The organism is Planktothrix tepida PCC 9214 (assembly GCF_900009145.1).
Taxonomy (GTDB): Bacteria; Cyanobacteriota; Cyanobacteriia; order Cyanobacteriales; family Microcoleaceae; genus Planktothrix; species Planktothrix tepida.
The window spans coordinates 503,172-525,841 of record NZ_LN889782.1 but is presented as its reverse complement, the minus strand read 5'-3'; the positions used below and the strand labels follow the sequence as shown (position 1 = coordinate 525,841).

Genomic DNA, 22,670 nt, shown 5'->3' with positions numbered 1-22,670 from the left:
ACTAATGGCAAATGTTCGTTTAGAAAATATTACCCGACGTTATCATACCACCCTTGCAATTGAAGAGATTAATTTTGAAGTTCCCGATGGAGAATTCTGGGTGTTAGTAGGGCCATCGGGTTGTGGAAAATCAACAATTTTAAGAACCATTGCTGGGTTAGAAACAGCTACTTCTGGCAATGTTTATATTGATAATACCTTAGTGAATGAGATTCCCGCGCGTAAACGAGATGTGGCAATGGTATTTCAAAATTATGCTCTTTATCCCCATCTCAGTGTTGCTGAAAATTTAGCGTTCGGCTTAAAAATGCGGGGAGTTGACCCAACAAAAACGCAAGAAATTATTCAAAAAGTAGCTCAATCTCTTTCCATTGAACATTTATTAAATCGCAAACCCAAACAACTTTCAGGAGGACAACAACAACGGGTAGCATTAGGACGAGCGATCGCCCGTGAACCGAAAGTTTTCCTATTAGATGAACCTTTATCAAATTTAGATGCTCAACTGCGAGATGATACCCGTGCCGAACTTAAACAACTGCATCAGCGTTTAGGAATTACAACCATTTATGTTACCCATGATCAAGTAGAGGCGATGACTTTAGCCGATAAACTGGTAATTCTCCATCAAGGAAAAATTCAACAAATCGGTGATCCACAAAGGGTTTATTCTCGACCTAAAAATCGGATGGTTGCCACTTTTTTAGGCAATCCTCCAATGAATATTTTACCCATTACCTATGGAAATAGTTTATTTTGGATTGCCAATCAATCCTTAACTTGTCCAAGCGCAATTCGAGAAAAATTACAACCCCAGGAGGGTCAAAAATTTGATTTAGGTATTCGTCCTGAACATATTCAATTTATCACTTCCGAGAATGTTATTGATGATTTACAACAAGATGTTTGGGCTTTTGAAAAAGTCCCCCTGGATGTGGAAGTTAGTGTTGTCGAACCCTTGGGTCGAGAAATATTAGTTCGCGCTTATATTCCTAATTCTTCGCAACCCCATGAACAATATTCTATTCAATTTCAAGTCCCTATTCACCATCACCTTCATCCCGGCGATCGCTTAACCATCAAACTAGATTTGAATCAGATTTTAATCTTTAATTCCACAACAGGCGATACTCTCTATCCTTAAAATCTTCATCGGGTGCGTCAGGTCAAGTTCCACGCACCACCCAACTCATTAATTTTGTATCTAAAGTAACTGAAATTCTTGACAAACTATGATTTTTAGATTATCTTAGAAACATCCTCTTCAAAGTCAAAAAGAGAGGCAATTAAAGTCCAGAAATTAGTAAAGAAAGTTGAACTAATATGGATTTTTATTAAATCCGTAAAAAAAATTAAACTCTACATAAAAAATATTCTATTTTCCTAATTTTGAATCATACTTAAAAATAAATCCTGAGTCGATGAGGATAGTACGCTGTCCGGTGGGAAGAGTGAAATCGTCAACTATTGGGGTTGTTTCACCCAAATCCTCATCTATCCTCCATTCAGGACTATTCCCTACCCCCCTAAAACCAATATGATGCTTTTAAATCAACCTAATTTGAAACAGGATGAATCTGAAATTAGGGAACATAATGATATTTTTCCGATTAGTTACTCTACCCTGGATGTTAGAGCATTAATCAGTGAAATTTTAAGTTGTTATCCTATTGATACCGTTGAAAAATGTAAATTTTGGCATCGAGGGTTAAGTGATGTTTATTTCATAAAAACTCAAACTTCTCGTTATTTTTTAAGAATATCCCATCAACATTGGCGATGTCGAGCAGAAATTGAATTTGAGCTTGAATTGCTAGATTTTTTGCATGATCATCAAATCCCAGTTGCTTATCCCTTAAGAACAACAGAGGGAGAATTATTCATTGAAATTAATGCACCTGAAGGCAAACGATATGCAGTATTATTAGTTAATGCGCCCGGTCAAATTGCCATTGGAGATTTGAATATCAGCCAAAGTTTAAAATTAGGCGCGACCGTTGGTAAAATTCATCAAGTGGCTTTAAATTTTCAACCTTCGGTTCAACGCCAACCTTTAAATTCTGATTATTTATTAGAGAGTTCCTTCCTAACCATTGCTCCCCATTTAAAAAAAAGACCAACAGATCTAAACTGTTTAGCAGACATTGTATTTCAACTCAAAGCTCAATTGCAAAATTTACCTCAAAACCCTCCTTTTTGGGGAATTTGTTGGGGTGATCCCCATAGTGGGAATGCTCATTTTACTTCCGATGATCAAATTACCCTATTTGACTTTGATCAATGTGGATATGGGTGGCGAGCATTTGATATTGCTAAGTTTTTACAAGTCTCCTTACAGTCGGGACTGAGTAAAAAAGTTCGAGAAGCTTTTTTAGTCGGGTATGAAGGCATTAACCCATTAACTGAACTGGAAAAAAGCAATATTCAAGCCTTAACTCAAACGGCTCATATTTGGGCTTGGGCAATTAGTATTATTAACGCAGAACAGTTTAACTATAGCCGTTTAGATCCGAGTTATTTTACTCGATATTTACAACAATTAAAACGCTTACATTCCCCAGACTGGCAATAAAATCAATTCAAAATTAGTCCGGGAGAAATCCACAACTAATTTCAATAATGCGATTGCTCTCTAATTTAAAATAGAGATACGATCCCCCTGAAAAGGAATAGCTGACAACTTGATTTTCCCCCTGACTGTGAAGTTCTTGTTGACCATAAACCTCGAATACACGATTTAAAGAATCTCCCACCCGCACCCCGTCCGGTGTGGCTAAACTCGAATCAGTGGTCGTTAAAACCACAATTTTTTCGTCCCCGATATCAACTATTAAATTAGGATAAACCAGTCGAGCATAGGTATTATAGTTCCCCGGAGGATGTTTTAAAATTTGAAGGGGTGTTCCTAAAACGTCTAATTTTGAGGGTAAATCTCCTAAGCGAAATTCTCCTAAACCCAATTCTTTTTCTGGGGAAGGATCAGCCACGCTTGCAGAAATTCCCAATGGAATGGGAAGAGTATTAAAAGCTATAACTCCACTTCCCAGAAGGAGAAGCGTAAGCAAAATATTGAAAGGATTTTTCATCATATTAATTTTTCCGCATCTAACGCTCTAACTTTTAAATTGGATAAATTTCCAACGTTCTCAGCTTTTTCTGTAACGGGAATTTGTCAAATATCCCCCAAGGAATGGGCGGGATCTGTCGAAAGGAGTAAGATTTGTTCATCAGGAAATTCTTTGGCCTATTGTAGGGAAAAACCACCCTTTCCTGTGGGTTTGCCCACACCCCCTTTTCCACTGAATAATACTAGATTAAGGGTATTGAAATTAAACATTTTAATCAACGTTTGCTATATTTCTACTTGAACGGTTTGTGGCGGCTTAAGAGATAAAACCCTAGGAATGTGCTCGATGTAGCCTTAGCCTCTTGTGTCAGTTGTTCAAGTGTTTATAACCCTGGCAAAAATTTTAGCGACTGATCTCCCATCGAAAGCGGTAGAACCGTTGATCAGCCAGACTAGAATACAGAGGGAGCAGTAAAATCCGCCCCAACTTAGAATTGAACTGTCACAGGATAGAGAATAAAGGCGTTGTTAATTACAGATAATAGAAACTAACAGAATTAGGACGTGAATATTATGTTGAACAACCTGAGAAAAAAATACAGTGGGATTATGGCATTATCATTAGTTGGAGTGATGAATGCTACTCCTAGTTTAGCTTATCCGCCGGGGGCAACTTCTACCCCTTCAACGATTATACCCTCAACCTCTGAGTCCATACAGCCCCAGACTTCAACATTAGAATCCCTGTTAAAGGGGCCCCAAGTCAGCAGACGGATTTCTGAATGCTACGATAATGGGTTATGTTAGATATTAACCCTTGGTGAAAGTCGATGGTACTGATCAACCCTCGATTCACTAAGTTTCAACAGACGCGCCGTATCCTGTTAGAGTTCCTTTGCTGGAATCTATCCGCCATTCTTTGGCTAAAGAGGTAGCAGGGGCGGAATGTGCCTAAATTTTTATTCAAAATCCCATATTGATTCTTTTAATTATTTCTAATTGTTAAAACTTAATCAAGTTTTATCGGCTAACAAGAACTATGGGGTTTTTGTTAACTGCTTGGAGTGGTAATTAGAAATTTAAACTTAACTATCCCTTGCTAAAGTAACCGTTTAATGACAATCCCTCAAGGAGATTTTTAACGATGGCACTTTATCCCGTAAACGATATTATTAGCCATAATCATCAGCAAATTCATACCTTGGGTCGAGCATTGGCGAAAATGCAAGGGAGTTTTTCTTTATTGCTGGTACGGTGTAATTATGAAAGTTTACGGAAACAAATTGTTACTCAACTTAAACAAGAATCTTCCCTTCTCATCGATGAATTCCAACTTTCTCCAACAAGTCAAACCTTATATGGTTCGATTAAAACTGAAGTAGAATCGAATTATCCTTCCGTATTAATGGTTTATGGATTAGAATCGGTTGTTGCAATAGATTTAGTTTTACATTCGGCGAATTTAGGAAGAGAAGCTTTTCGTAATTTCCCTTTTCCAATCGTGTTATGGATTAATGATAAATTATGGAAAAAACTGAATCGCAATGCACCGGATTTTACCAGTTGGGCAACAACCTATGAATTTTTGCTAAGTTCCGATGAATTAATTCGGTTTTTAGAGGAAAGATCATCCTTAGTCTTTGCCAAAGTTCTCGCCGCAGGTGCAGAAGGATTTTTACCTACTGCTGCTATTTTAGGCTCAGAATCAGGAACAGAACTTCAGGCGGCTTATCAAGATTTAAAAAAGCGAGAAATTACGATTGATCAATCATTAGAAGCGAAGTTAAAATGGATTTATGGTCGCTATTTTTATTCCCAACAACACATTCCTCTGGCTCTGCAACAGTATCAACAAGCCTTAAGATTTTGGCAACAATATCCTCAGCAGTTAGCCCTAGAAACGCAGCATGGCAAGTCTTTACAGGAGTTAATTAATTCTTCTGATACTGCTGATAATTTCCTTCTCTGGCAAGGATTAATCTGGTTTGAGATAGGCTTATGTTGGTGTTATTTAGCAGAACAACATCGTCATCGCAATGGGGAACGAGAATGGAAGCAAGCAAGGGATTGTTTTCAACAGTGTGTTAAACGATTTGAAGATGCTCAAAAACCTGATTTAGTCGCTATATTTTTAAATAAGATTGGAGAAACCTTAATCCATTTGCAGGATTGGAAAAGTCTGCGTAATTTAGCTTTAAAAGGACGAAAATTACATCAAAAATTAGGAGATCGTTTCCTCATTCAACTCGCCCAGGATTATGGATTTCTCGCTTTTGTTGCCCTGGCGGATCAGGATTGGAATAATACTCAAGAATTAGCGTCTGTTTCCTTAGAAATTTTGGTTCTAGAGTCTCGAAAAAATCCCGATAATCCTTGCATTCCAGTTATCAAAAGTTTTTGTTTATTTGTATTGGCAAGAGCTTTTGAACAGCAAGGATTAAAATTAGAAGCGATTGAAACCTTAAAAACATCGGCTCAAACCATTAAAACGACTTTGTTAACGGTGAGTTTGATCCGATTGTATTTGTATATTTTACAAACCTTAAGTCACCTTTATTTTGAAAGGGGAGATTATCAAGAAGCATTTCAAATTAAAGAGGAATATCGCAATCAATCCAGTGCTTATGGTTATACCGCCTTTGTCGGAGCCGGACGATTACAACCTCGGAAACAAGCGGTTACTTCAACGTTAGATCCCAGCCAATTTACCGACAATTTTACCGATGAAATCACCGCTTCAGGACGGGAAGAAGCAATTAACTATCTGTTAAAACGCATGGCGAGTAACTATCATAAATTAACCGTTATTTATGGTCAATCAGGAGTGGGAAAAAGTTCGATTTTGAGAGCCGGATTAGTTCCCGCCGTACTCCGAAAAATTATTGATGCTCGCATTAGTATCCCAATTATTATTAAAACCTATAATTCTTTTATTATTGAGTTAGAGGAGAAAATCATGAAGCAGGACTTAGAGGATTTAAATCCTGCTGTTCCTTTAATTTTAGATACTGATTTCAATGACGCAGAGACACAACTAGAACCTCAAAATTATACCATTATTTTAACAAAAGTTATTGAAAAACTCCAAGAAAATGGCAGACAAAATTTATTGACTGTTTTGATTTTTGATCAATTTGAAGAATTGTTTTTTGTCCAGTCTCCCAATAATCAAAAGCTATTTTTTGAATTTTTAAAAGATGCTTTAAATCTCCCCTTTGTAAAAGTCATTATTTCCTTGAGGGAAGATTATTTACATTATTTACTAGAAGGAAGCCGTCAAGTTAATTTAGAAGCCATTAATAATGATATTTTAAGTAAAGACATTTTGTTTTATTTAGGAAATTTTAGCGAGACAGAAGCTTATAACGTGATCAAAAGTTTAACGGATCGCGCCCATTTTTATTTAGAAGATGCCTTAATTCAAGCCTTAGTTCAAGATTTAGCAGGAGATAGGGGAGAAATCCGTCCGATAGAATTGCAAGTTGTTGGGACTCAACTCCAAGCTGAAAATATTACCACCTTAGAAGCTTATCAACAACAAGGCCCCAAACAAAAATTAGTCGAACGATTTTTAGAAGAAGTCATTCAAGATTGTGGCCCGGAAAATGAAGCAATGGCGCGTTTCGTTTTATATGCCTTAACGGATGAAAATGATACTCGTCCCTTGAAAACCAGAACAGAATTAATTGAAGAGTTAAAACAAAAATTAAATCCAGAGCAGGTCTTAAACTGCTTAGATATCATTCTTTATATTTTAGAAAAATCTGGCTTAGTTTATCGAGATGTTAGCCCAACAGGGGAATTTTATCAACTGGTGCATGATTATTTAGCCGGATTTATTCGACGACAAAACAGAAATGAACAAGAAGAAGAAATTGCTAAATTGCAACAAGAAAAAGCCCAACTAATTCGGGAAAAAGAAATGAGTAAAAAACTCGCTGAAGAACAGGAAAAACTAGCAAAAGAGAGGGAAAAAGTGGTAGAAGAACAAGAAAAACGTCACAAAGCTGAAGAAAAAAATCGTCGTTTAGAACGATTTCTAGGATTAATTATTGGAACAGTGGTTATTGGTGTTGCTGGGATGTTTTATTTCAATGCCCAAAATCAAGTGAAAGCTCGAATTCAAGCCTTGACATCCGCCAAAGATGCCCTATTATTAGCAGATCAACAAGATCAATTAGGGGTATTAACAACCACCGTACAAATTGGTCAAAATACCTTAGAAACAAAAGCATCAGAAGCAACAAAAACCGAAATTGCCCAAGGGTTAATGCAAATGATTTCGAGAATTCAAGAACGAAATCGTTTAGAGGGACATCAAGGAACAATTCTAGGCGTTAATTTTAGTCCCGATGGTAAACGAATTGCCACAGCCAGCAGTGATCGGACGCTGAAAATTTGGAGCCTTGATGGTAAATTATTAACTAAACCTGGGCAATTTCCGCATACAAGTCCGATTAAAAGTGTTCGCTATAGTCCCGATGGCAAAATCATCGCTACCACCACAGCTAGTGTTGATGACCCCAATCAAAATCAAGTTTTATTATGGACAGAAAACGGAACGCCTATTCCCCACCGTCTGATGAAACATCAAGAAGTGATTAATAGTATTAGTTTTAGTTACGATGGCAAAAAATTAGTCACCTCTAGTAATGATAAAACCGTTAAAGTATGGGCCTTAGATGGAACGTTACTTCGAGAATTTAAAGGTCATAAGGATCGAGTTTTTGACGCTGAGTTTAGTCCTGACGGTCAAAAGATTGCCAGTTGTAGTAAAGATGGAGAATTGAAAATTTGGTCAATAGATGGAACCTTAATTCACAGTATTAAAGCCCATAATCAACCCGTTTATGATTTAGATTTTAGTCCCGATGGCAAACTAATTGTTTCTGCTAGTGGCGATCGCACCCTAAAACTTTGGAACGCAGAAACCGGAGTAGAAATTAAAGTTCCCTTAAAAGGTCATAATGATGATGTTTTAAGTGTCAATTTTAGTCCCGATGGTCAATTTTTAGTCAGTGGTAGCCGCGATCGCACCGTTAAACTTTGGAACCTAAAAGGCATCTTACTCAAAACTTTTACTGGTCATCGAGATGATGTTTGGGGTGTAGAATTTAGTCCCGATGGCCAAACCTTGGTATCTGTCAGTGCCGATACCACCGCCCGACTTTGGGATCGAAGTCGAGATCCCTTGAATACAACCTTACAAGGTCATACTGGACGGGTATGGAGTGTGAGTTTCAGTCCCGATAATCAAATTTTAGCCACTGGAAGTGAAGATAAAACCGTAAAATTATGGGGATATCAAAAACCTCTGCAATATAGTTCAAAGCCTTTTTTGACCTTACAGCATCCTAGTAAAGTGAACTGGGTGAGTTTCAGTCCCAATAGTCAAGAAATTGCCACAGCCAGCGAAGATAAAATTCTGCGAGTTTGGAGAAAAGACGGTCAGTTGTTACAAACCTTGAGCGGTCATACCCAAGCGGTTAAAGCCGTAACCTTTAGTCCTGACGGTCAAACCTTAGCCAGCGCCAGTGAAGACAAAACCGTAAAATTATGGGACAAACAAGGAAAATTGATCACCACCTTACCCCATCAAGATGCCGTTTGGGATGTCCGCTTTAGTCCCGATGGCAAGACCCTAGCCACATCGGCGAGTACGCTCAAACCCACAAACCAACCGCCAGCTAACGGCGTTACCCTCTGGACAAAACAAGGGAAACAATGGCAACCCACCTCAAAATTACCTGCGGAAAATCCCGTAACAACGTTAAGTTTTTTAGGGAATTCTCAACAACTAGCTGTTGCTGTTAATGATCAGGTTACACTTTGGGAATTGAACGATAAAAAATCCCATTCTTCCTGTCCATTAGGACATCATGCAACGGTACAAAGTTTAAGTTATTATTTCCAAGGGCAGATTTTAGCAACGGCTAGTGATGATAAAAAAGTTAGATTGTGGCAGATTAATGATCGTCTTTGGGATTTATCAAACTGCAATGGTATTGAACCTTTAATGGTGTTAGAACAAAATGATTTTGTCAATAATATTAGTTTTAGTTCTGGGGATGCCCCTCTTCTGGCTATTGCCAAGGATAATGGAACAGTGATTCTGTGGAGTTTAGCGAATTTAGACTTACATCATCAGATGGAACAAAGTTGTACCTGGTTACACGATTATCTCACCACTAACTCAACCCAATTGCAGGAACAAAACCGCAATTTATGTAATTATCCTGTAAATACGGATTCTTCAAGGGCGAATGGGATAAACAAATAAATATTGCTTTAGTGTCTGCTTATTCCCTTATTCAGGAAGACAGTGTATGATTTTGGCAAACCCGATTACCCTCAATCCTAATCTTCAATGGTGACAGAAAAAGCCGAACAAATCCTCAATGGTGCCATGCCGGAGTTTTTGCAAAATGGCTATGCTTGTACAAGTATGGACAAGGTAGCAAAATCGGCTGGTGTGTCTAAACAAACCCTCTATAGCCATTTTTCCGATAAAGATGGATTATTTACGGCATTAGTTGAACGCATTGCTACTGAGAAATTTAATTTAGTTTGGTCACACCCTTTAGAAGGTCAACCTGAAGAAGTCTTGCGGGATTTAGCGAAACGCCTGGTTAAGGAAAATATTAATGATAATGAATATTTGTGTTTTGTTCGTTTAATTGTCGCTGAATCAGGAAAACGTCCAGATTTAGCGCAATTATTTTTAAAGAAACTTTGTCAACCTGCGGTGATTATTCTGACCCAATATCTTCAAGAACATCCCGAATTAAATATTATTGATTGTGAAGCTACAGCCCGTATTTTCGTTGGTTCATTAATCCATTTTATGTTGGTTCAAGAAGTTCTATCCGGCAAAGAAATTATGCCCATCGAAGAAGATCGGATGATTAATAGTTTAATCCGTTTAATTATTAATCAAAAAGAGTTGTTGACAGTAATCAGTAATTCGTAGTAGAGACGCGCCTTTGCCCAGCCATGCCGCACTTGCTTTTGGCGCGTCTCTACGGGGTTCCAAAACCCGACTACGGTTGAACGTTTACAGGGTTAGCTGAGGGTTCGGTAGGAGTGGAAGGTTGGGGGTTTTCCAGAAGTTGGCGTTGTTTTTGCCGAAATTGAGTCGCTGCGTCCTGAATATTTTGACGTTGTTGATTACCGACGGCTTCATAATCAACATTAAATCGTCCTAATCGAGAATTATGAATAATATCTAACATGGTCTTCTGACTATTGGAACCACTCAGAGGGTCAGGATTATCAGACCGTTGAAATTCTTGTAAAGGAGTAACTGAAGTAGACTGAGCAAAACTAACTGAAGTGAATCCCAAAATCCCAATTCCAGCAGCCACAACTGTAGAAGAGAAAAGTCTTAGACCCAATTTCAATCCATTAAAGTGCATGATTACAACCTCACTACCTGAAAAAATAACTATAAAAACTTAGATTTCCATATTGTAGCTATTTTTTGGAAAATTTAAAATAAAAATTCCCCCTAACGTTCGAGAAATTCGGAATGCTGGGGGGATTAATTTTTAGATAAATTTTATTCCGGTTTTAAGCAAACCGACGCTTTAATAACGGCTGAATTGAGAGTAAAGCGACCGTTGCAAATCCGAATAAAACCAATAATGCACCCCCAAAAGTAATGGTTGCAAAGGGAGCGTGCATCACTACACTATTGAGTGCCCAATCCTGATGTAAGTATAAATAACGAATCGGTTCAATGGCATAACTGAGGGGATTCAGCGAAGCCACAACTTGTAACCAAGTAGGCATAAAAGATAAAGGCGCGAGGGCGGTACTGGCAAATAAAAGCGGTAAATTCGTCACAAAGATCACAGCAATTAATTCAATATGACCGGGTAAAGCAAAGGCTAATCCTAAACTTAAACCCGTTACCCCTAGCACTAATAAAAGCACAATCAAAGTAATGATACTTAATCCCCCAATTCCGGGTAATCCTGCCCCTAAAAAGGCTCCGGCTGCCACAATCACTGAAGTTTGAATTAAGCTCAAGGTAACGATATAAATTGCTGAAGCTAAAACAATAGAAAAGCGAGACACTAAAGGAGCGACTAATAACCGATTTAAAAACCCAAATTCTCGGTCAAACATGACAGGTAAACCTGCATTTAAAGCTCCCGCAAAGGCTGTAAAAACAATAACCCCAGCCCCTAAAAACTGAGCATAATTTAACGTTTCTCCAAACAATCCTTTGGGGGCATTTTGAAATAAAGCTCCAAACAAAATTAACCACATCAAAGGTTGAATAATCCCAGCAATTAAGGTAGAAGGACGACGTTGTAATTGAATAAACAACCGACGGGTTAAGGCTAGGGTTTCTTGTAGGAATTCTCCGACTAAATTCGGTTGTTGATTAGTCGTTTGATGGGAAGTTGATAATTTAACAGATGTTGTTGAACTGCTCATAGTTGTTAACGATTGAGGGTTGACTGTTCAGGGTTGGGAATTAAAAACCCAGTTTCTAGCGCATACTTTTCTTTTTCTCAGCTTTTAAATCTCGATTACTGGCTGCTGCAATTTCAGCATCCAGTAAAGTTCGACCTGTTGCTGCTAAATAAACATCATCTAAACTGGGTCGAGATTGGGCAATGCCAAAGGTCGGTAAACCCGCATCTTTTAACGCCTGTTGAATCGTAAACAACGCATCACTTTGAGGTTGAACGACTAAATTCAAAGAATTGCCTTGAGCATTATTAATAATAATCTCTTGTACAAAAGCGAGAGATTGTAATAAAGCTTTGGCTTTTTCAGCTTCTTCCAAGGGCGAAAATTCTCGAATTCTCAGGGTAATGCGATCGCCTCCAACTTGATCTTTTAACTCAGACGGTGTACCCGTTGCAATCACCACCCCTTGATCAATAATTGCCACTCGATCTGCTAAAGCATCTACCTCTTCTAAATAGTGACTGGTAATTAAAACCGTTGTCCCATTTTCTCGTAATTGACGGAGGAAATTCCACACTGCGACCCGGCTTTCAATATCTAAGCCAACGGTCGGTTCATCTAATACTAATAAATCCGGTTGATGCAGTAACCCCGATGCTAAATCTAAGCGTTTCCGAATTCCCCCGGAATAGGTTCCAGTTTTTTGATCAATCCAATCTTGTAATCCTAATAAATTCGTAACCTGATGAATTCGTTCGGCAATCGTAGCACGAGGGATATGATACAGGGCGGCTTGTAATTGCAATAATTCACGTCCGGTTAAGACTTTATCGAGGGCGACTTCCTGAGCGACATAACCCAAGCGTTGACGAGCTAATCTCGGTTGGTCAATCACAGAAATACCCGATATTTCTAAACGTCCAGCATCAGGAGTAATTAACGTACACAATGCACGCAGGGTTGTGGTTTTTCCGGCTCCATTGGGGCCAAGTAAACCAAAGATTTCTCCGGGTTGGACATCAAGAGACACATCTTTAACAGCCTGGATAGAGCCATAGGATTTTTGTAAATTTTGGATCACAACAGCAGGAATCATAGTGCACGTTTAAATAAACTAAATTACTGATGGGGTAAGTCCGAGGGGAATTTATTCGCCGTCAGGTTCCTTTTTTGTATTGTATCTCTCTTTCCCTAGAGAATAGCTGGACTCAACAAACACGCATCTAAATCAAGACTTGCCAATTTTTCATAAGCATGATTAATCAAGCGTTCTCCTCGTAATGCTCCTGTATTTGCACCGGGACAAATATAGTGCAAGGTATCACAATTAAAGCGTTCCAATATGAATCGAATACTGTTTAACTGTCGTGGCCAGTGAAAGGTTTTAGCGGTGCGGAGGGGAACGGGTTGACCTTGGAGATTGGGTAAGAGATGACGTCCGGTGAACAAAACCCCGACTTGCCCACTAAAATAAAGACAAGATGAACCGGGAGAATGTCCAGGTGTCCAAAAAACCGAACTCTGGGAACTCAGCCTTAACTCTTTCTCAAAGGTTGTCACCGTTGACTCCGGTAATAAATAAGCTTCTTGTTCTTGGATGACAATCTTGCATCCCCATCTGTTTTGAATCTCTCGTGATGAACCGATTGCACCCCGATGGGTAATGAATAACCCTTGAACACCACCCTGTTGCTCTAAAAATTGCTGATTTGTTTCATTCCATAAAGGTGCATCGATCAAGATGTTCATCTGGTTCTCTACAATAAAATAGGCAGTTCCGCCCAAAGTGTCCCGGTTGGGTGGGAAAGCATAAATATTTTCCAGTACAAGTCGGGGAGTTTTGGGGACAGAACGCTCCTGGGACATATCGTTATTGTTTTTAGGTTCAATTTTTGATTTTAATCGAACTTGTTTATTGAATTAAAACTACAGATGATCATGTTATTTTGGTTACTGATTTTAGGGTTGATGACCTATTGGCTTCTACAACGGGGAGTTGCTCAAATTACTCGAACTCCCATTTGGTTGCTATGGTTGGTGATGATGACTCCAGCGTTCATTTGGGGAACCTGGATGTTTGCTTATGATCAAAAACCCATTCCAGCAGAATTAGTGATTATTCCTTTTATTGCTTGTCCCTGTTTATATTGGTTTTTAGTCCAATGGGGTCGTCTTCCGCCGCCTACATCATCAGAGTCCGCCATTCCAACCGAACCTAGTCTTCCTGTGGAAAATCCCCACTTACCTCGTCCTTTAGATCAACAAGAAGAAGAAACCCTTCGCACTTGTTTTCCTTGGACTGTTTTTCCTCTGCATAATATTGAATATCGGCTACAAGCTGTGATTTGTCGGGGTCAGTTACGGTCAAATCCTGATGTAGCTTATCGAACGATTCGAGATAATATTAAAGCTAAATTTAGCGATCGCTTTTTGATTGCCTTTCAACAAGATCTCAAAGATAAACCCTTTTTTGCCTTAGTTCCTAATCCTTATCCAGAAAATACCGAAAATTTACTCAAGCCTGATGCTTTAAACCGTCCAATTTTAGGTTTAGCACTGGTATTAATTACTTTATTTACAACAACGGTGGCGGGTGTGGAAATGGAGAATATTTCCCTAGATACTTGGCAAGCAAATCCCCGTTTATTAGTATCTGGATTACCTTATAGTTTGTCCTTAATGGCAATTTTAGGAGTTCATGAGTTAGCTCATTATTTAACTTCGATTCGGTATAAAATGAAAGCGACATTACCTTATTTTCTGCCGATTCCATTTTGGTTAGGAACCTTGGGGGCGTTTATCCAAATGCGATCACCCTTTCCCCACCGGAAAGCGTTATTTGATGTCAGTATTGCTGGCCCTTGGGCGGGATTTATCATCAGTTTACCGTTATTAATTTTAGGCTTAAATCAGTCAACGGTTGTTCCCTTTGATCCGAAAAACTCTGGATTTTTAAATTTTGAATCCTTGCATCCCAGTTTTTCGTTTTTATTAACAATATTGAGTAAATTAATATTAGGGGATGCCTTGACTTCGGAACAAGCCATTCATCTACATCCTCTGGCGATCGCGGGATATTTAGGATTAATTGTCACAGCAATTAATTTAATACCAGTGGGACAATTAGATGGGGGTCATCTGGTTCATGCTATGTTTGGTCAAAAAACCAGTTTCGTGATGGGTCAATTCACTCGATTTTTTATCTTAATTTTAGCATTAATCCACAGTGAATTTATAGCCTTAGCTTTGTTATTATTCTTTTTTCCGTTACAAGATGAACCCGCCTTAAATGATGTCAGTGAATTGAATAATATTCGGGATATTATTGGGTTTGTAACCTTGGGGTTATTATTGTTACTTTTATTACCCATGCCTTCTGTTGTTGGTCAATGGTTGAATTATTAATCTTAAAATCTGGTTAAACCGCTTTTTTATTGAAGCGTCCAACCTGTCTTAAGGCATCTAAAAAGGTATAAACCGCCGGAGAATGGAGGGCATTTTTTAAGACCATTACACCGATGACTCGAATTAAGGGATCGGGTAATTGACAAACTTGAACCTGGGGAGGAACCGGACGTGCTGCTAAACCCGGAATAATTGAGACTCCCAAACCTTGAGCCACCATGCCTAAAATTGTTGAATCTTCTCGCACATGATAGGCAATATTTAAAGGAAAATTCGTTTTTTTTAAATATTTTAAAATCAACGAAGAACAACAACTGGTTGAAGACAAAATTAAGGGATAGGAGGCTAATTGTTCCCAGGTTAAACGGGAACTATTAATGTTATAATGAGGAGGAAGAATGGCGATATAATCATCTTGTAAGATTTCCCAAACTTCAAATTCGGCACTGGTGGGTAAATAAGTAAATCCAATATCCGCTTGACCCGTGCGAACTGCGTGTTCCATTTCTGGGGTATCATCAAATTCTGTTAAACTCACCGTCACGTCTGGAAAATGGCTGCGAAATTGAGCAATCACAGACGGTAAAATATGAGTCGAAACACTGCGAAACGAAACAATCCGAATATTGCCACCTTGTAATCCTTTTTCGCGGTTGGCTTCCTGAACCATTTGCGCTAAAAGCTGTTGAATTTGACGTGCTTGAGTGACCATCTTTTCTCCCAAAGGCGTTAAAACCGCTCCATATCGTCCTCGTTTGATCAAGATAACGCCTAATTCAGCTTCCAAGGTTGCGATCGCATGACTAACCGTAGACTGGGATAAATTCAGGTTCAATGCAGCTTCGCTGAAGTTTCCCGTCTCAGCAACGGCGACTAAAGCCCGGAGTTGGGAGAGTTTCAAATTTTGGGGATTCATAGGACAATAGCAGGGAACAGGGAACAGGGAACAGGGAACAGGGAACAGGGAACAGGGAACAGGCAGGAAAAAAGACTTAACCCCTCTTAGTTTGTCGCCTCAGTCTATGTCCTAACTGCCTTGGCGACTGCTATATCTATCGATTTTATCGATATTACCTATCGATGTTATCCGTTGATTTTTTATTGTAAGGGAAATAGAGTAAGTTTAACCGCTAAAAACTCTCAAATTCTTCTGTAATGAGGAGAGAAATTGTTATGAATAACCTCACCGTTTATTTAATTTTGGATTCCCTTAACTCGCTTCACCCGTTTCCCTCAAAACCCGCTTTCTCATCCCGCCATTTTCTGACAAAATTTCAATCCACTTGGAATAAAATGATCGCGATGCTAACGGCGGGAAAAGAACCCAAAATTTGGTTATCCTCTGATGCGGAAGGCAAACGCTACTGGAATGCCTTTGATCCGCAAACCCATTGCTTTGTTGAACATTTATCAGAAGGAGAAATGCGAATTTGGATTGAAGAGCGATATCATTTTTAAAGGGAATTTGGGTGTTAAGATACAGCACTTCTTAACTCTGTGTAACTGATTTTACAACCTAAGAATGCTTTCTGTTAAACTGATCCTGGTTTTTCCTGCTGACCTGCAATAATTTTGGGGGACAATCGGGATCAGATGTGATGACATCATCTCAAGTTAGAATCAAAAATGTTATTCTGATGACAATTACTTGACCCAAAGCGGGTAAACCTAGACATAGCTGAGTTATTGACCTCCATAAAGCGGATAAAAGGAAGAAAATTACAAAGTTGGGGATTCAACATCTTTACCGAAGACCCATAATCTGTAACTATATTCAGATTAAGCCTTGTGGGGATGATCCCCTTCTGGTAAAATCAGAAACAAAAGTTAGTATTAAATACTTAGCTTGCCTGAGTGCAAGGCCTTCTGTCAGTCGGGAGTCTGTTCACTACCATAAGTTGAGGTTTACTTTGCCTTCAGATGAGGTGAGGACTCGACAATGCTGGCGTTGGTAATAGTTTTAATACTCAAAATTCAATGATTAAATTGTCAACAGTTTCTTTTAGGTTAGAGGAAGATGGGAAATAAGCCGGATCGCGTGGTTTTAATTGGTGTTGCTGGAGATTCCGGGTGCGGAAAATCAACATTTTTACGTCGGATAACAGATATCTTTGGGAAAGATTTTGTGACGGTTATCTGTTTAGATGACTATCATTGTTTAGATCGAAAGCAACGTAAAGAAACCGGAATTACGGCTCTAGATCCTAGAGCTAATAATTTTGATTTAATGTATGAGCAAATCAACGCTCTTAAAAATGGTGTCTCTATTGATAAACCCATTTATAACCACGAAACTGGCGAGATCGATCCTCCCGAACGGATCGATCCGAATCATATTATCGTGATTGAAGGGTTACATCCGTTATATGACGAACGGGTGCGCTCGCTGCTAGATTTTAGTGTTTATCTCGATATCAGCGACGAAGTTAAAATTTCGTGGAAAATTCAGCGTGACATGGCAGAACGCGGTCATCGTTATGAAGATGTTCTCGCCGCTATTAATGCCCGTCGTCCTGATTTTGAAGCTTATATTGACCCCCAAAAGAAATACGCTGATGTGGTGGTTCAAATTCTGCCCACGAACCTGATTGCTGAAGATAAAGAACACAGAATCCTGCGGGTGCGTCTGGTACAGAAAGAAGGGGTGGAAGGACTCGAACCCGCCTACTTATTTGATCAAGGATCGACAATTCATTGGACACCTTGCGGACGCAAACTCACCTGTTCTTATCCGGGTTTAAAAATGTATTATGGCCCTGATAACTACTACGGAAATGAAGTGTCTATCCTTGAAGTCGATGGTCAATTCGATAACCTCGATGAAATGATCTACGTCGAAGGACACTTAAGCAACCTGTCTACAAAATACTATGGGGAAATGACCCATCTGCTCCGCGAACACCAAGAGTATCCCGGTTCCAATAATGGTAGCGGATTATTCCAGGTGTTAGTTGGCTTGAAAATGCGCGCAACTTACGAGCGCTTAGTTGGAGTTACTGAAAAAGTAGCAGCAACGGTCTAAGTTTTTGACTGTTAGTGATTAACTCAAACCAACATAACGCGGGATAAACTGATCTCGCGTTATTTTTTATCTTAATTTTAGATTAGAAAGCCAAGCGCTATAGTAAAAGTAAAAATACATTCCTACCCGATAAAGCTATGAAAAAAATCAGTTTGAGTTTAATAATGGGAGTCGGGCTTGTTGCGATCGCTTCTTTCAGTGCCCAAGCAGAACAGCGTATTACTTACGAATGTACTCAAAACAAAACCTTTGAAGCCCAATTTTCCCCAAACACCGCCCAAGTTCAACTATCGTCTGATGAAACCCTCACGTTAACTCAAGTTCCCACCGCTTCCGGTGTTCGCTATTCGGATGGGAAAATTACCCTTTATACCAAAGGAAAAGAAGCGTTTATTGAGAAGAATGATCACAAACTCTATGAGCAATGTCTAGCTCAAGAAACCACTAAACCTATGATTCGTGGGTTGTGGTAAAACCTGATAGTTTTGCTTGGTCGCACCTCTTAGCAGCTAATTTAATTTGATTTCAAAAATGTTAACTTATTCAATATCCCTCTTCTGTCACTCTCCGAAATCAACAAGTAATAAAAAGTAGAGTTATCCATTGGGAAAATAAGATTGAAATTGATTAATATTCTCAATTAATTTATGAAAACCCACTAATAAATGGCGGTCGGGAAAAATATCTAGCCACGGGACAATCAACCACAATATAATAGTAGGCTGAATTATTAAACGCAGATTATTTAAAACATTTTTCCATCCCTCTTTATGATTCCATTGTCGGTGATTCGAGCAATCTGCGGTGTTTTTTTTGCTCTCAGATTCTCGGGGAATACCTTGACTTAAAGACCGGAAAACTTCGGAGTTGAAACTAATCATTAAATACACACAGAAAATGATTTCCCACCATTTTTCTATATCTGGAAAATCCGTCAACCGATAATCAGTCCAACCCAGTTCTTGTTTACATTGTCGAAATCCATATTCCACCCATGTTCTTAACCCGTATAAATTACCTAATGTCTTTTTAAGCTGGCTTCTGTTCTCTGTTAAATTTGTCATCACAAACGAAGTTGAGGCTTCTGGCATCGTTTCTGGATCTGTGGTAATTTCCCAATAGGTTCTCGGACTTCTTTTCCCAAATATGATTTCTCTAATATATCTAGTTTCTGATTCTTTGTTTCATCAATTATTACTATAATCTTCTCTTCTTTCAATCCTTTTAGAGTTCGAGCTAATCTTCTTTCCTTTAATTCCCTTGCTGACCAAGGCGAATTGGCTAAAAAATGATGGAGTGATTGTGGCGATCTAATTCCTACTATTTTAGCAATTTCCGGTAAAGATTTTCTCGGAATTGGTGAGATGATTCCTAGATGTAAGTATTTAAAACATTCGTAACTTCTAACTTCTGGGAATAGGTCTTTATAACCTTGGCAATATTCATCAATCACGGAAACTGTTGGTTGTGCATCTCGGGCTAAATGTTTGAGCATCTGTAATTCTACATCCATTACCCTATCTCCCTTCTAGCTACCCATCTGGTTTATTTTCTAATTTTACTCCTCGGAGACTGACAGAAGAGGGATAGGTTAAATTTTATTAATTCAATAGCATTTTTATGTTGGCAAAAAAAACATATTATGCTACTTATTCTGCTTATAAGTTCACAGTTGGATGTTGTTTTAACACCTGTTTTAAATAAATCCCAGTATAAGATTTAGCATTTTTAGCAATATCTTCCGGGGTTCCTTCAGCAATAATTTCACCGCCTTTATCTCCCCCTTCTGGCCCTAAATCAATCACCCAATCTGCACAACGAATCACATCTAAATTATGTTCAATCACTAAAATAGAATTGCCTTTATCCACTAACCGTTGTAACACATTTAACAATTGATGCACATCATAAAACGATAAACCCGTTGTTGGTTCATCAATTAAATATAACGTTTTCCCCGTTGCGCGTTTCGATAATTCTGACGCTAATTTAACCCGTTGTGCTTCTCCTCCCGATAACGTCGGTGCAGGTTGTCCTAAACGAATATAACCTAAACCAACATCCACTAACGTTTGTAAACGACTCGCCGCCCTGGGGATATTTTCAAACGCTTCTAAAGCAGTTTCTACAGGCATATTTAACACATCTGCAATGGAATATCCTTTATATTTCACCTGTAATGTTTCTCGATTATATCTCGCTCCTTTACACACTTCACACTGAACATAAACATCCGGTAAAAAGTTCATTTCAATAATATTAACTCCCTGTCCGCCACAAGCTTCACAGCGTCCGCCTTTAACATTAAAGGAAAATTGTCCGGCTTTATAACCTCTAGCTTTGGCTTCAATGGTTGCTGTAAACACCTCTCGAATAATATCAAAAACTCCGGTATAAGTGGCGGGGTTAGATCTGGGAGTTCGACCAATAGGAGATTGATCAATCACAATCACTTTATCCAATGCGTCTAACCCTTCTACTGTTTTTAAATCTTTAGGAAAGGGTACTTTTCGGGTAAAATGATGTTGTAATGCAGGATAAAGTAATTCATTCATTAACGTTGATTTTCCTGAGCCCGAAACCCCTGTAATACTGACCAATTTTCCTAATGGAATCTCAACAGTAATGTTTCTTAAATTATTTCGACTAGCGTTAACTAATTTAAGGCTTTTTCCATTCCCTATTCGACGTTCTGGGGGAGTTTCAATTTTTTTCCGTCCTGAAAGATAAGCACCTGTTAAAGAAGGTTCTGATTTTAACAATATCTCTAAATTTCCTTGCGCTACAATTTCACCGCCATGCACCCCCGCCCCTGGCCCAATATCTACTAAATGATCCGCCGCCCGAATCGTTTCTTCATCATGTTCAACGACAATTAAAGTATTCCCTAAATCTCGTAATTTAATTAACGTATTTAATAGTTTGGTATTATCCCGTTGATGTAACCCAATACTCGGTTCATCTAAAACATACAAAACCCCCGTTAATCCGGCGCCAATTTGAGTGGCTAACCGAATGCGTTGAGCTTCTCCTCCTGATAGCGTTGATGCGGTTCGAGCTAAGGTTAAATAATCTAATCCCACATCGAGTAAAAATTGTAATCGCGCTTTAATTTCTCGCAAGACTAATTCAGCAATTTTCGCCTGTCTTTCTGTTAGGTTTAACTGATTAATTCGGTCTAAACAGTCTCGAATCGAAACTGCTGTTAATTGATGAATGTGATATTGTCCGACACGCACCGCTAATGCTTCTGGTTTTAATCGTTTTCCTAGACAAACTTCGCAAGGTTGATCAATTAAATATTGTTCTAATTTTTGCTTTTGTAATTCCGAAGCGGTTTCTTGATATTGACGTTGTAATAACGGAATTACCCCGATATAAGGACGATAATATCCTTTATTTTCTCGATAGCGAGAATCCGTTTCTATTAAAATCGGTTCCTCTGAACCATAGAGGAGAATTTGTTGCTGTTCTTGAGTTAATTGATTCCAAGGAGTGGTAATTTCAAAATTAAACGCTTGACCCACACTATGTAAGAGAGATAAATAATAGGAATTATCTTTTTCTGACCAAGGCGCAATAGCTGTATAAACGGGTTGAGTTAAATCAGGAACAACTAACTCCGGGGAAAAGGTTTTCAAATGTCCTAAACCATGACAACTCGGACAAGCACCAAAGGGAGAATTAAAAGAAAATAACCGAGGCGAAAGTTCTTCCATCACCGCCCCATGTTCAGGACAGGCGAAATTCTCAGAAAAAACCAATTGTGATGAAATAGATGAAGCTTCTAAATTTTCGGTTTCTACTTCGTAAGAATTATCGCTATTTTCAGCAACTTTTTTATCTCCAGATCTTGCAATTTTTGAGCCAGTTGATATATACTTATTATTAGCTCGCGACGCGGATACCTTGTCCGATGTATCATCTAATACCTCTATCACCGCAATTCCACTGGATTGCTTTAAACAGGTACTCAAGGAATCCGCTAGACGCTCCTCCAGTCCTGGCTTTTTAATTAAGCGGTCAATGACGATTTCAATGGTATGGGTATAATTTTTATCTAACTCAATGTTTTCGGACAGGTCAAAAATCTCAGAATTGACCCTGACGCGAACAAATCCTTGAGACGCTAAACTGGACAAAAGTTTACGGTGTGTTCCCTTTTTCCCCCGCACCACAGGGGCGAGAATCATAAATTTGGTACGGTCGGGGAGTTCCATAATCCGATCGCACATTTCATCAATCGTTTGGGGCGCAATATTGCGATCGCAAATCGGACAATGGGGTTCACCCGCACGACCAAACAGCAACCGCAGATAATCATAAATCTCCGTAACCGTCCCCACCGTAGACCGAGGGTTATGGGACGTTGATTTTTGGTCAATGGAAATCGCCGGACTCAACCCTTCAATGGCATCCACATCGGGTTTATCCAGTTGTCCGAGAAATTGGCGCGCATAAGCACTCAGTGATTCTACATAGCGGCGTTGACCTTCGGCGAAAATGGTATCAAAGGCTAAGGAAGATTTACCCGAACCGGAAACCCCTGTAAATACAATTAAGCGATCGCGCGGTAATTCTAAGTCAATATTTTTCAAATTATGTTGTTTCGCACCCCGAATGCGAATTCGGTTGGGGGTGTTGTTGGGATAGGGTAGGGGGTCAGAAAGTGATGTTGAGTTCACTGCATTTCAAGTCGTACAGTCCTTAATTATCTTAGCGTTCTGACAGAAAGGCTGTTTCTCAAGCAAA

At 39.0% G+C, this 22,670-nt stretch carries 16 protein-coding genes and 1 pseudogene; 9 read left to right on the top strand and 8 right to left on the bottom strand.

The annotated features are described in order from the left end of the window. Positions 1-4 precede the first annotated feature (4 nt). Positions 5-1,144: an ABC transporter ATP-binding protein gene (locus tag PL9214_RS05250; protein WP_072717777.1), complete on the top strand. Its 1,140-nt coding sequence runs from the start codon at positions 5-7 to the stop codon at positions 1,142-1,144. A gap of 393 nt (positions 1,145-1,537) precedes the next feature. Then, entirely contained in the window at positions 1,538-2,572 is a 1,035-nt protein-coding gene (locus PL9214_RS05245) for a phosphotransferase (RefSeq protein ID WP_072717776.1), read from the top strand. Between the two features lie 13 nt (positions 2,573-2,585). Here the strand turns inward: PL9214_RS05245 and PL9214_RS05240 are convergent, their stop codons facing one another. After that, positions 2,586-3,089 carry a hypothetical protein gene (locus PL9214_RS05240; protein ID WP_072717775.1) on the bottom strand — a complete coding sequence of 168 codons (504 nt, stop codon included), beginning with the start codon at positions 3,087-3,089 and terminating at the stop codon, positions 2,586-2,588. Between the two features lie 587 nt (positions 3,090-3,676). On the opposite strand from PL9214_RS05240, the gene PL9214_RS05235 reads away from it, so the two are divergent. The 3 genes from PL9214_RS05235 to PL9214_RS05225 all read left to right on the top strand — a co-directional run bounded on the left by PL9214_RS05235 (position 3,677) and on the right by PL9214_RS05225 (position 10,037). Beyond that, positions 3,677-3,874, top strand: a complete 198-nt coding sequence (locus PL9214_RS05235) for a hypothetical protein (RefSeq protein ID WP_072717774.1) — start codon at positions 3,677-3,679, stop codon at positions 3,872-3,874. Between the two features lie 337 nt (positions 3,875-4,211). Further along, on the top strand, positions 4,212-9,347 hold the full coding sequence (locus PL9214_RS05230) for an nSTAND1 domain-containing NTPase (protein WP_072717773.1): 5,136 nt from the start codon (positions 4,212-4,214) through the stop codon (positions 9,345-9,347). 87 nt (positions 9,348-9,434) lie between these two features. After that, complete coding sequence (locus PL9214_RS05225; protein WP_072717772.1) at positions 9,435-10,037, top strand: TetR/AcrR family transcriptional regulator; 603 nt, start codon at positions 9,435-9,437, stop codon at positions 10,035-10,037. Between the two features lie 70 nt (positions 10,038-10,107). On the opposite strand, the gene PL9214_RS05220 is transcribed toward PL9214_RS05225, so the two are convergent. The 4 genes from PL9214_RS05220 to PL9214_RS05205 all read right to left on the bottom strand — a co-directional run bounded on the left by PL9214_RS05220 (position 10,108) and on the right by PL9214_RS05205 (position 13,357). Beyond that, on the bottom strand, positions 10,108-10,482 hold the full coding sequence (locus PL9214_RS05220; protein ID WP_072717771.1) for a hypothetical protein: 375 nt from the start codon (positions 10,480-10,482) through the stop codon (positions 10,108-10,110). 154 nt (positions 10,483-10,636) lie between these two features. Further along, on the bottom strand, positions 10,637-11,512 hold the full coding sequence (locus PL9214_RS05215; protein WP_072717770.1) for an ABC transporter permease: 876 nt from the start codon (positions 11,510-11,512) through the stop codon (positions 10,637-10,639). A gap of 55 nt (positions 11,513-11,567) precedes the next feature. Beyond that, positions 11,568-12,587, bottom strand: a complete 1,020-nt coding sequence (locus PL9214_RS05210; protein WP_072717769.1) for an ABC transporter ATP-binding protein — start codon at positions 12,585-12,587, stop codon at positions 11,568-11,570. A gap of 95 nt (positions 12,588-12,682) precedes the next feature. Next, positions 12,683-13,357: an MBL fold metallo-hydrolase gene (locus tag PL9214_RS05205; RefSeq protein WP_072717768.1), complete on the bottom strand. Its 675-nt coding sequence runs from the start codon at positions 13,355-13,357 to the stop codon at positions 12,683-12,685. A gap of 66 nt (positions 13,358-13,423) precedes the next feature. Between PL9214_RS05205 and PL9214_RS05200 the strand changes: the two genes are divergently transcribed. After that, a complete protein-coding gene (locus PL9214_RS05200) occupies positions 13,424-14,896 on the top strand; it encodes a site-2 protease family protein (RefSeq protein WP_072717767.1) in 1,473 nt (490 codons plus the stop codon). Between the two features lie 13 nt (positions 14,897-14,909). On the opposite strand, the gene PL9214_RS05195 is transcribed toward PL9214_RS05200, so the two are convergent. Beyond that, positions 14,910-15,812 (bottom strand): LysR family transcriptional regulator, encoded by a 903-nt coding sequence (locus PL9214_RS05195; protein WP_072717766.1) that lies wholly within the window; start codon positions 15,810-15,812, stop codon positions 14,910-14,912. 257 nt (positions 15,813-16,069) lie between these two features. Between PL9214_RS05195 and PL9214_RS05190 the strand changes: the two genes are divergently transcribed. The 3 genes from PL9214_RS05190 (at position 16,070) to PL9214_RS05180 (ending at position 18,391) form a co-directional block, all read left to right on the top strand. Next, positions 16,070-16,354, top strand: coding sequence for a hypothetical protein (locus tag PL9214_RS05190; protein ID WP_072717765.1), 285 nt, complete (start codon positions 16,070-16,072; stop codon positions 16,352-16,354). Between the two features lie 559 nt (positions 16,355-16,913). Further along, positions 16,914-17,918: a phosphoribulokinase gene (locus tag PL9214_RS05185; RefSeq protein ID WP_072717764.1), complete on the top strand. Its 1,005-nt coding sequence runs from the start codon at positions 16,914-16,916 to the stop codon at positions 17,916-17,918. 137 nt (positions 17,919-18,055) lie between these two features. Further along, positions 18,056-18,391: an MliC family protein gene (locus tag PL9214_RS05180; protein ID WP_083579888.1), complete on the top strand. Its 336-nt coding sequence runs from the start codon at positions 18,056-18,058 to the stop codon at positions 18,389-18,391. Between the two features lie 123 nt (positions 18,392-18,514). On the opposite strand, the pseudogene PL9214_RS05175 reads toward PL9214_RS05180, so the two are convergent. Then, a pseudogene (locus tag PL9214_RS05175) lies at positions 18,515-19,431 on the bottom strand (transposase). A gap of 145 nt (positions 19,432-19,576) precedes the next feature. Beyond that, on the bottom strand, positions 19,577-22,603 hold the full coding sequence (gene uvrA / locus PL9214_RS05170; protein WP_072717762.1) for an excinuclease ABC subunit UvrA: 3,027 nt from the start codon (positions 22,601-22,603) through the stop codon (positions 19,577-19,579). Between the last annotated feature and the right edge of the window lie 67 nt (positions 22,604-22,670).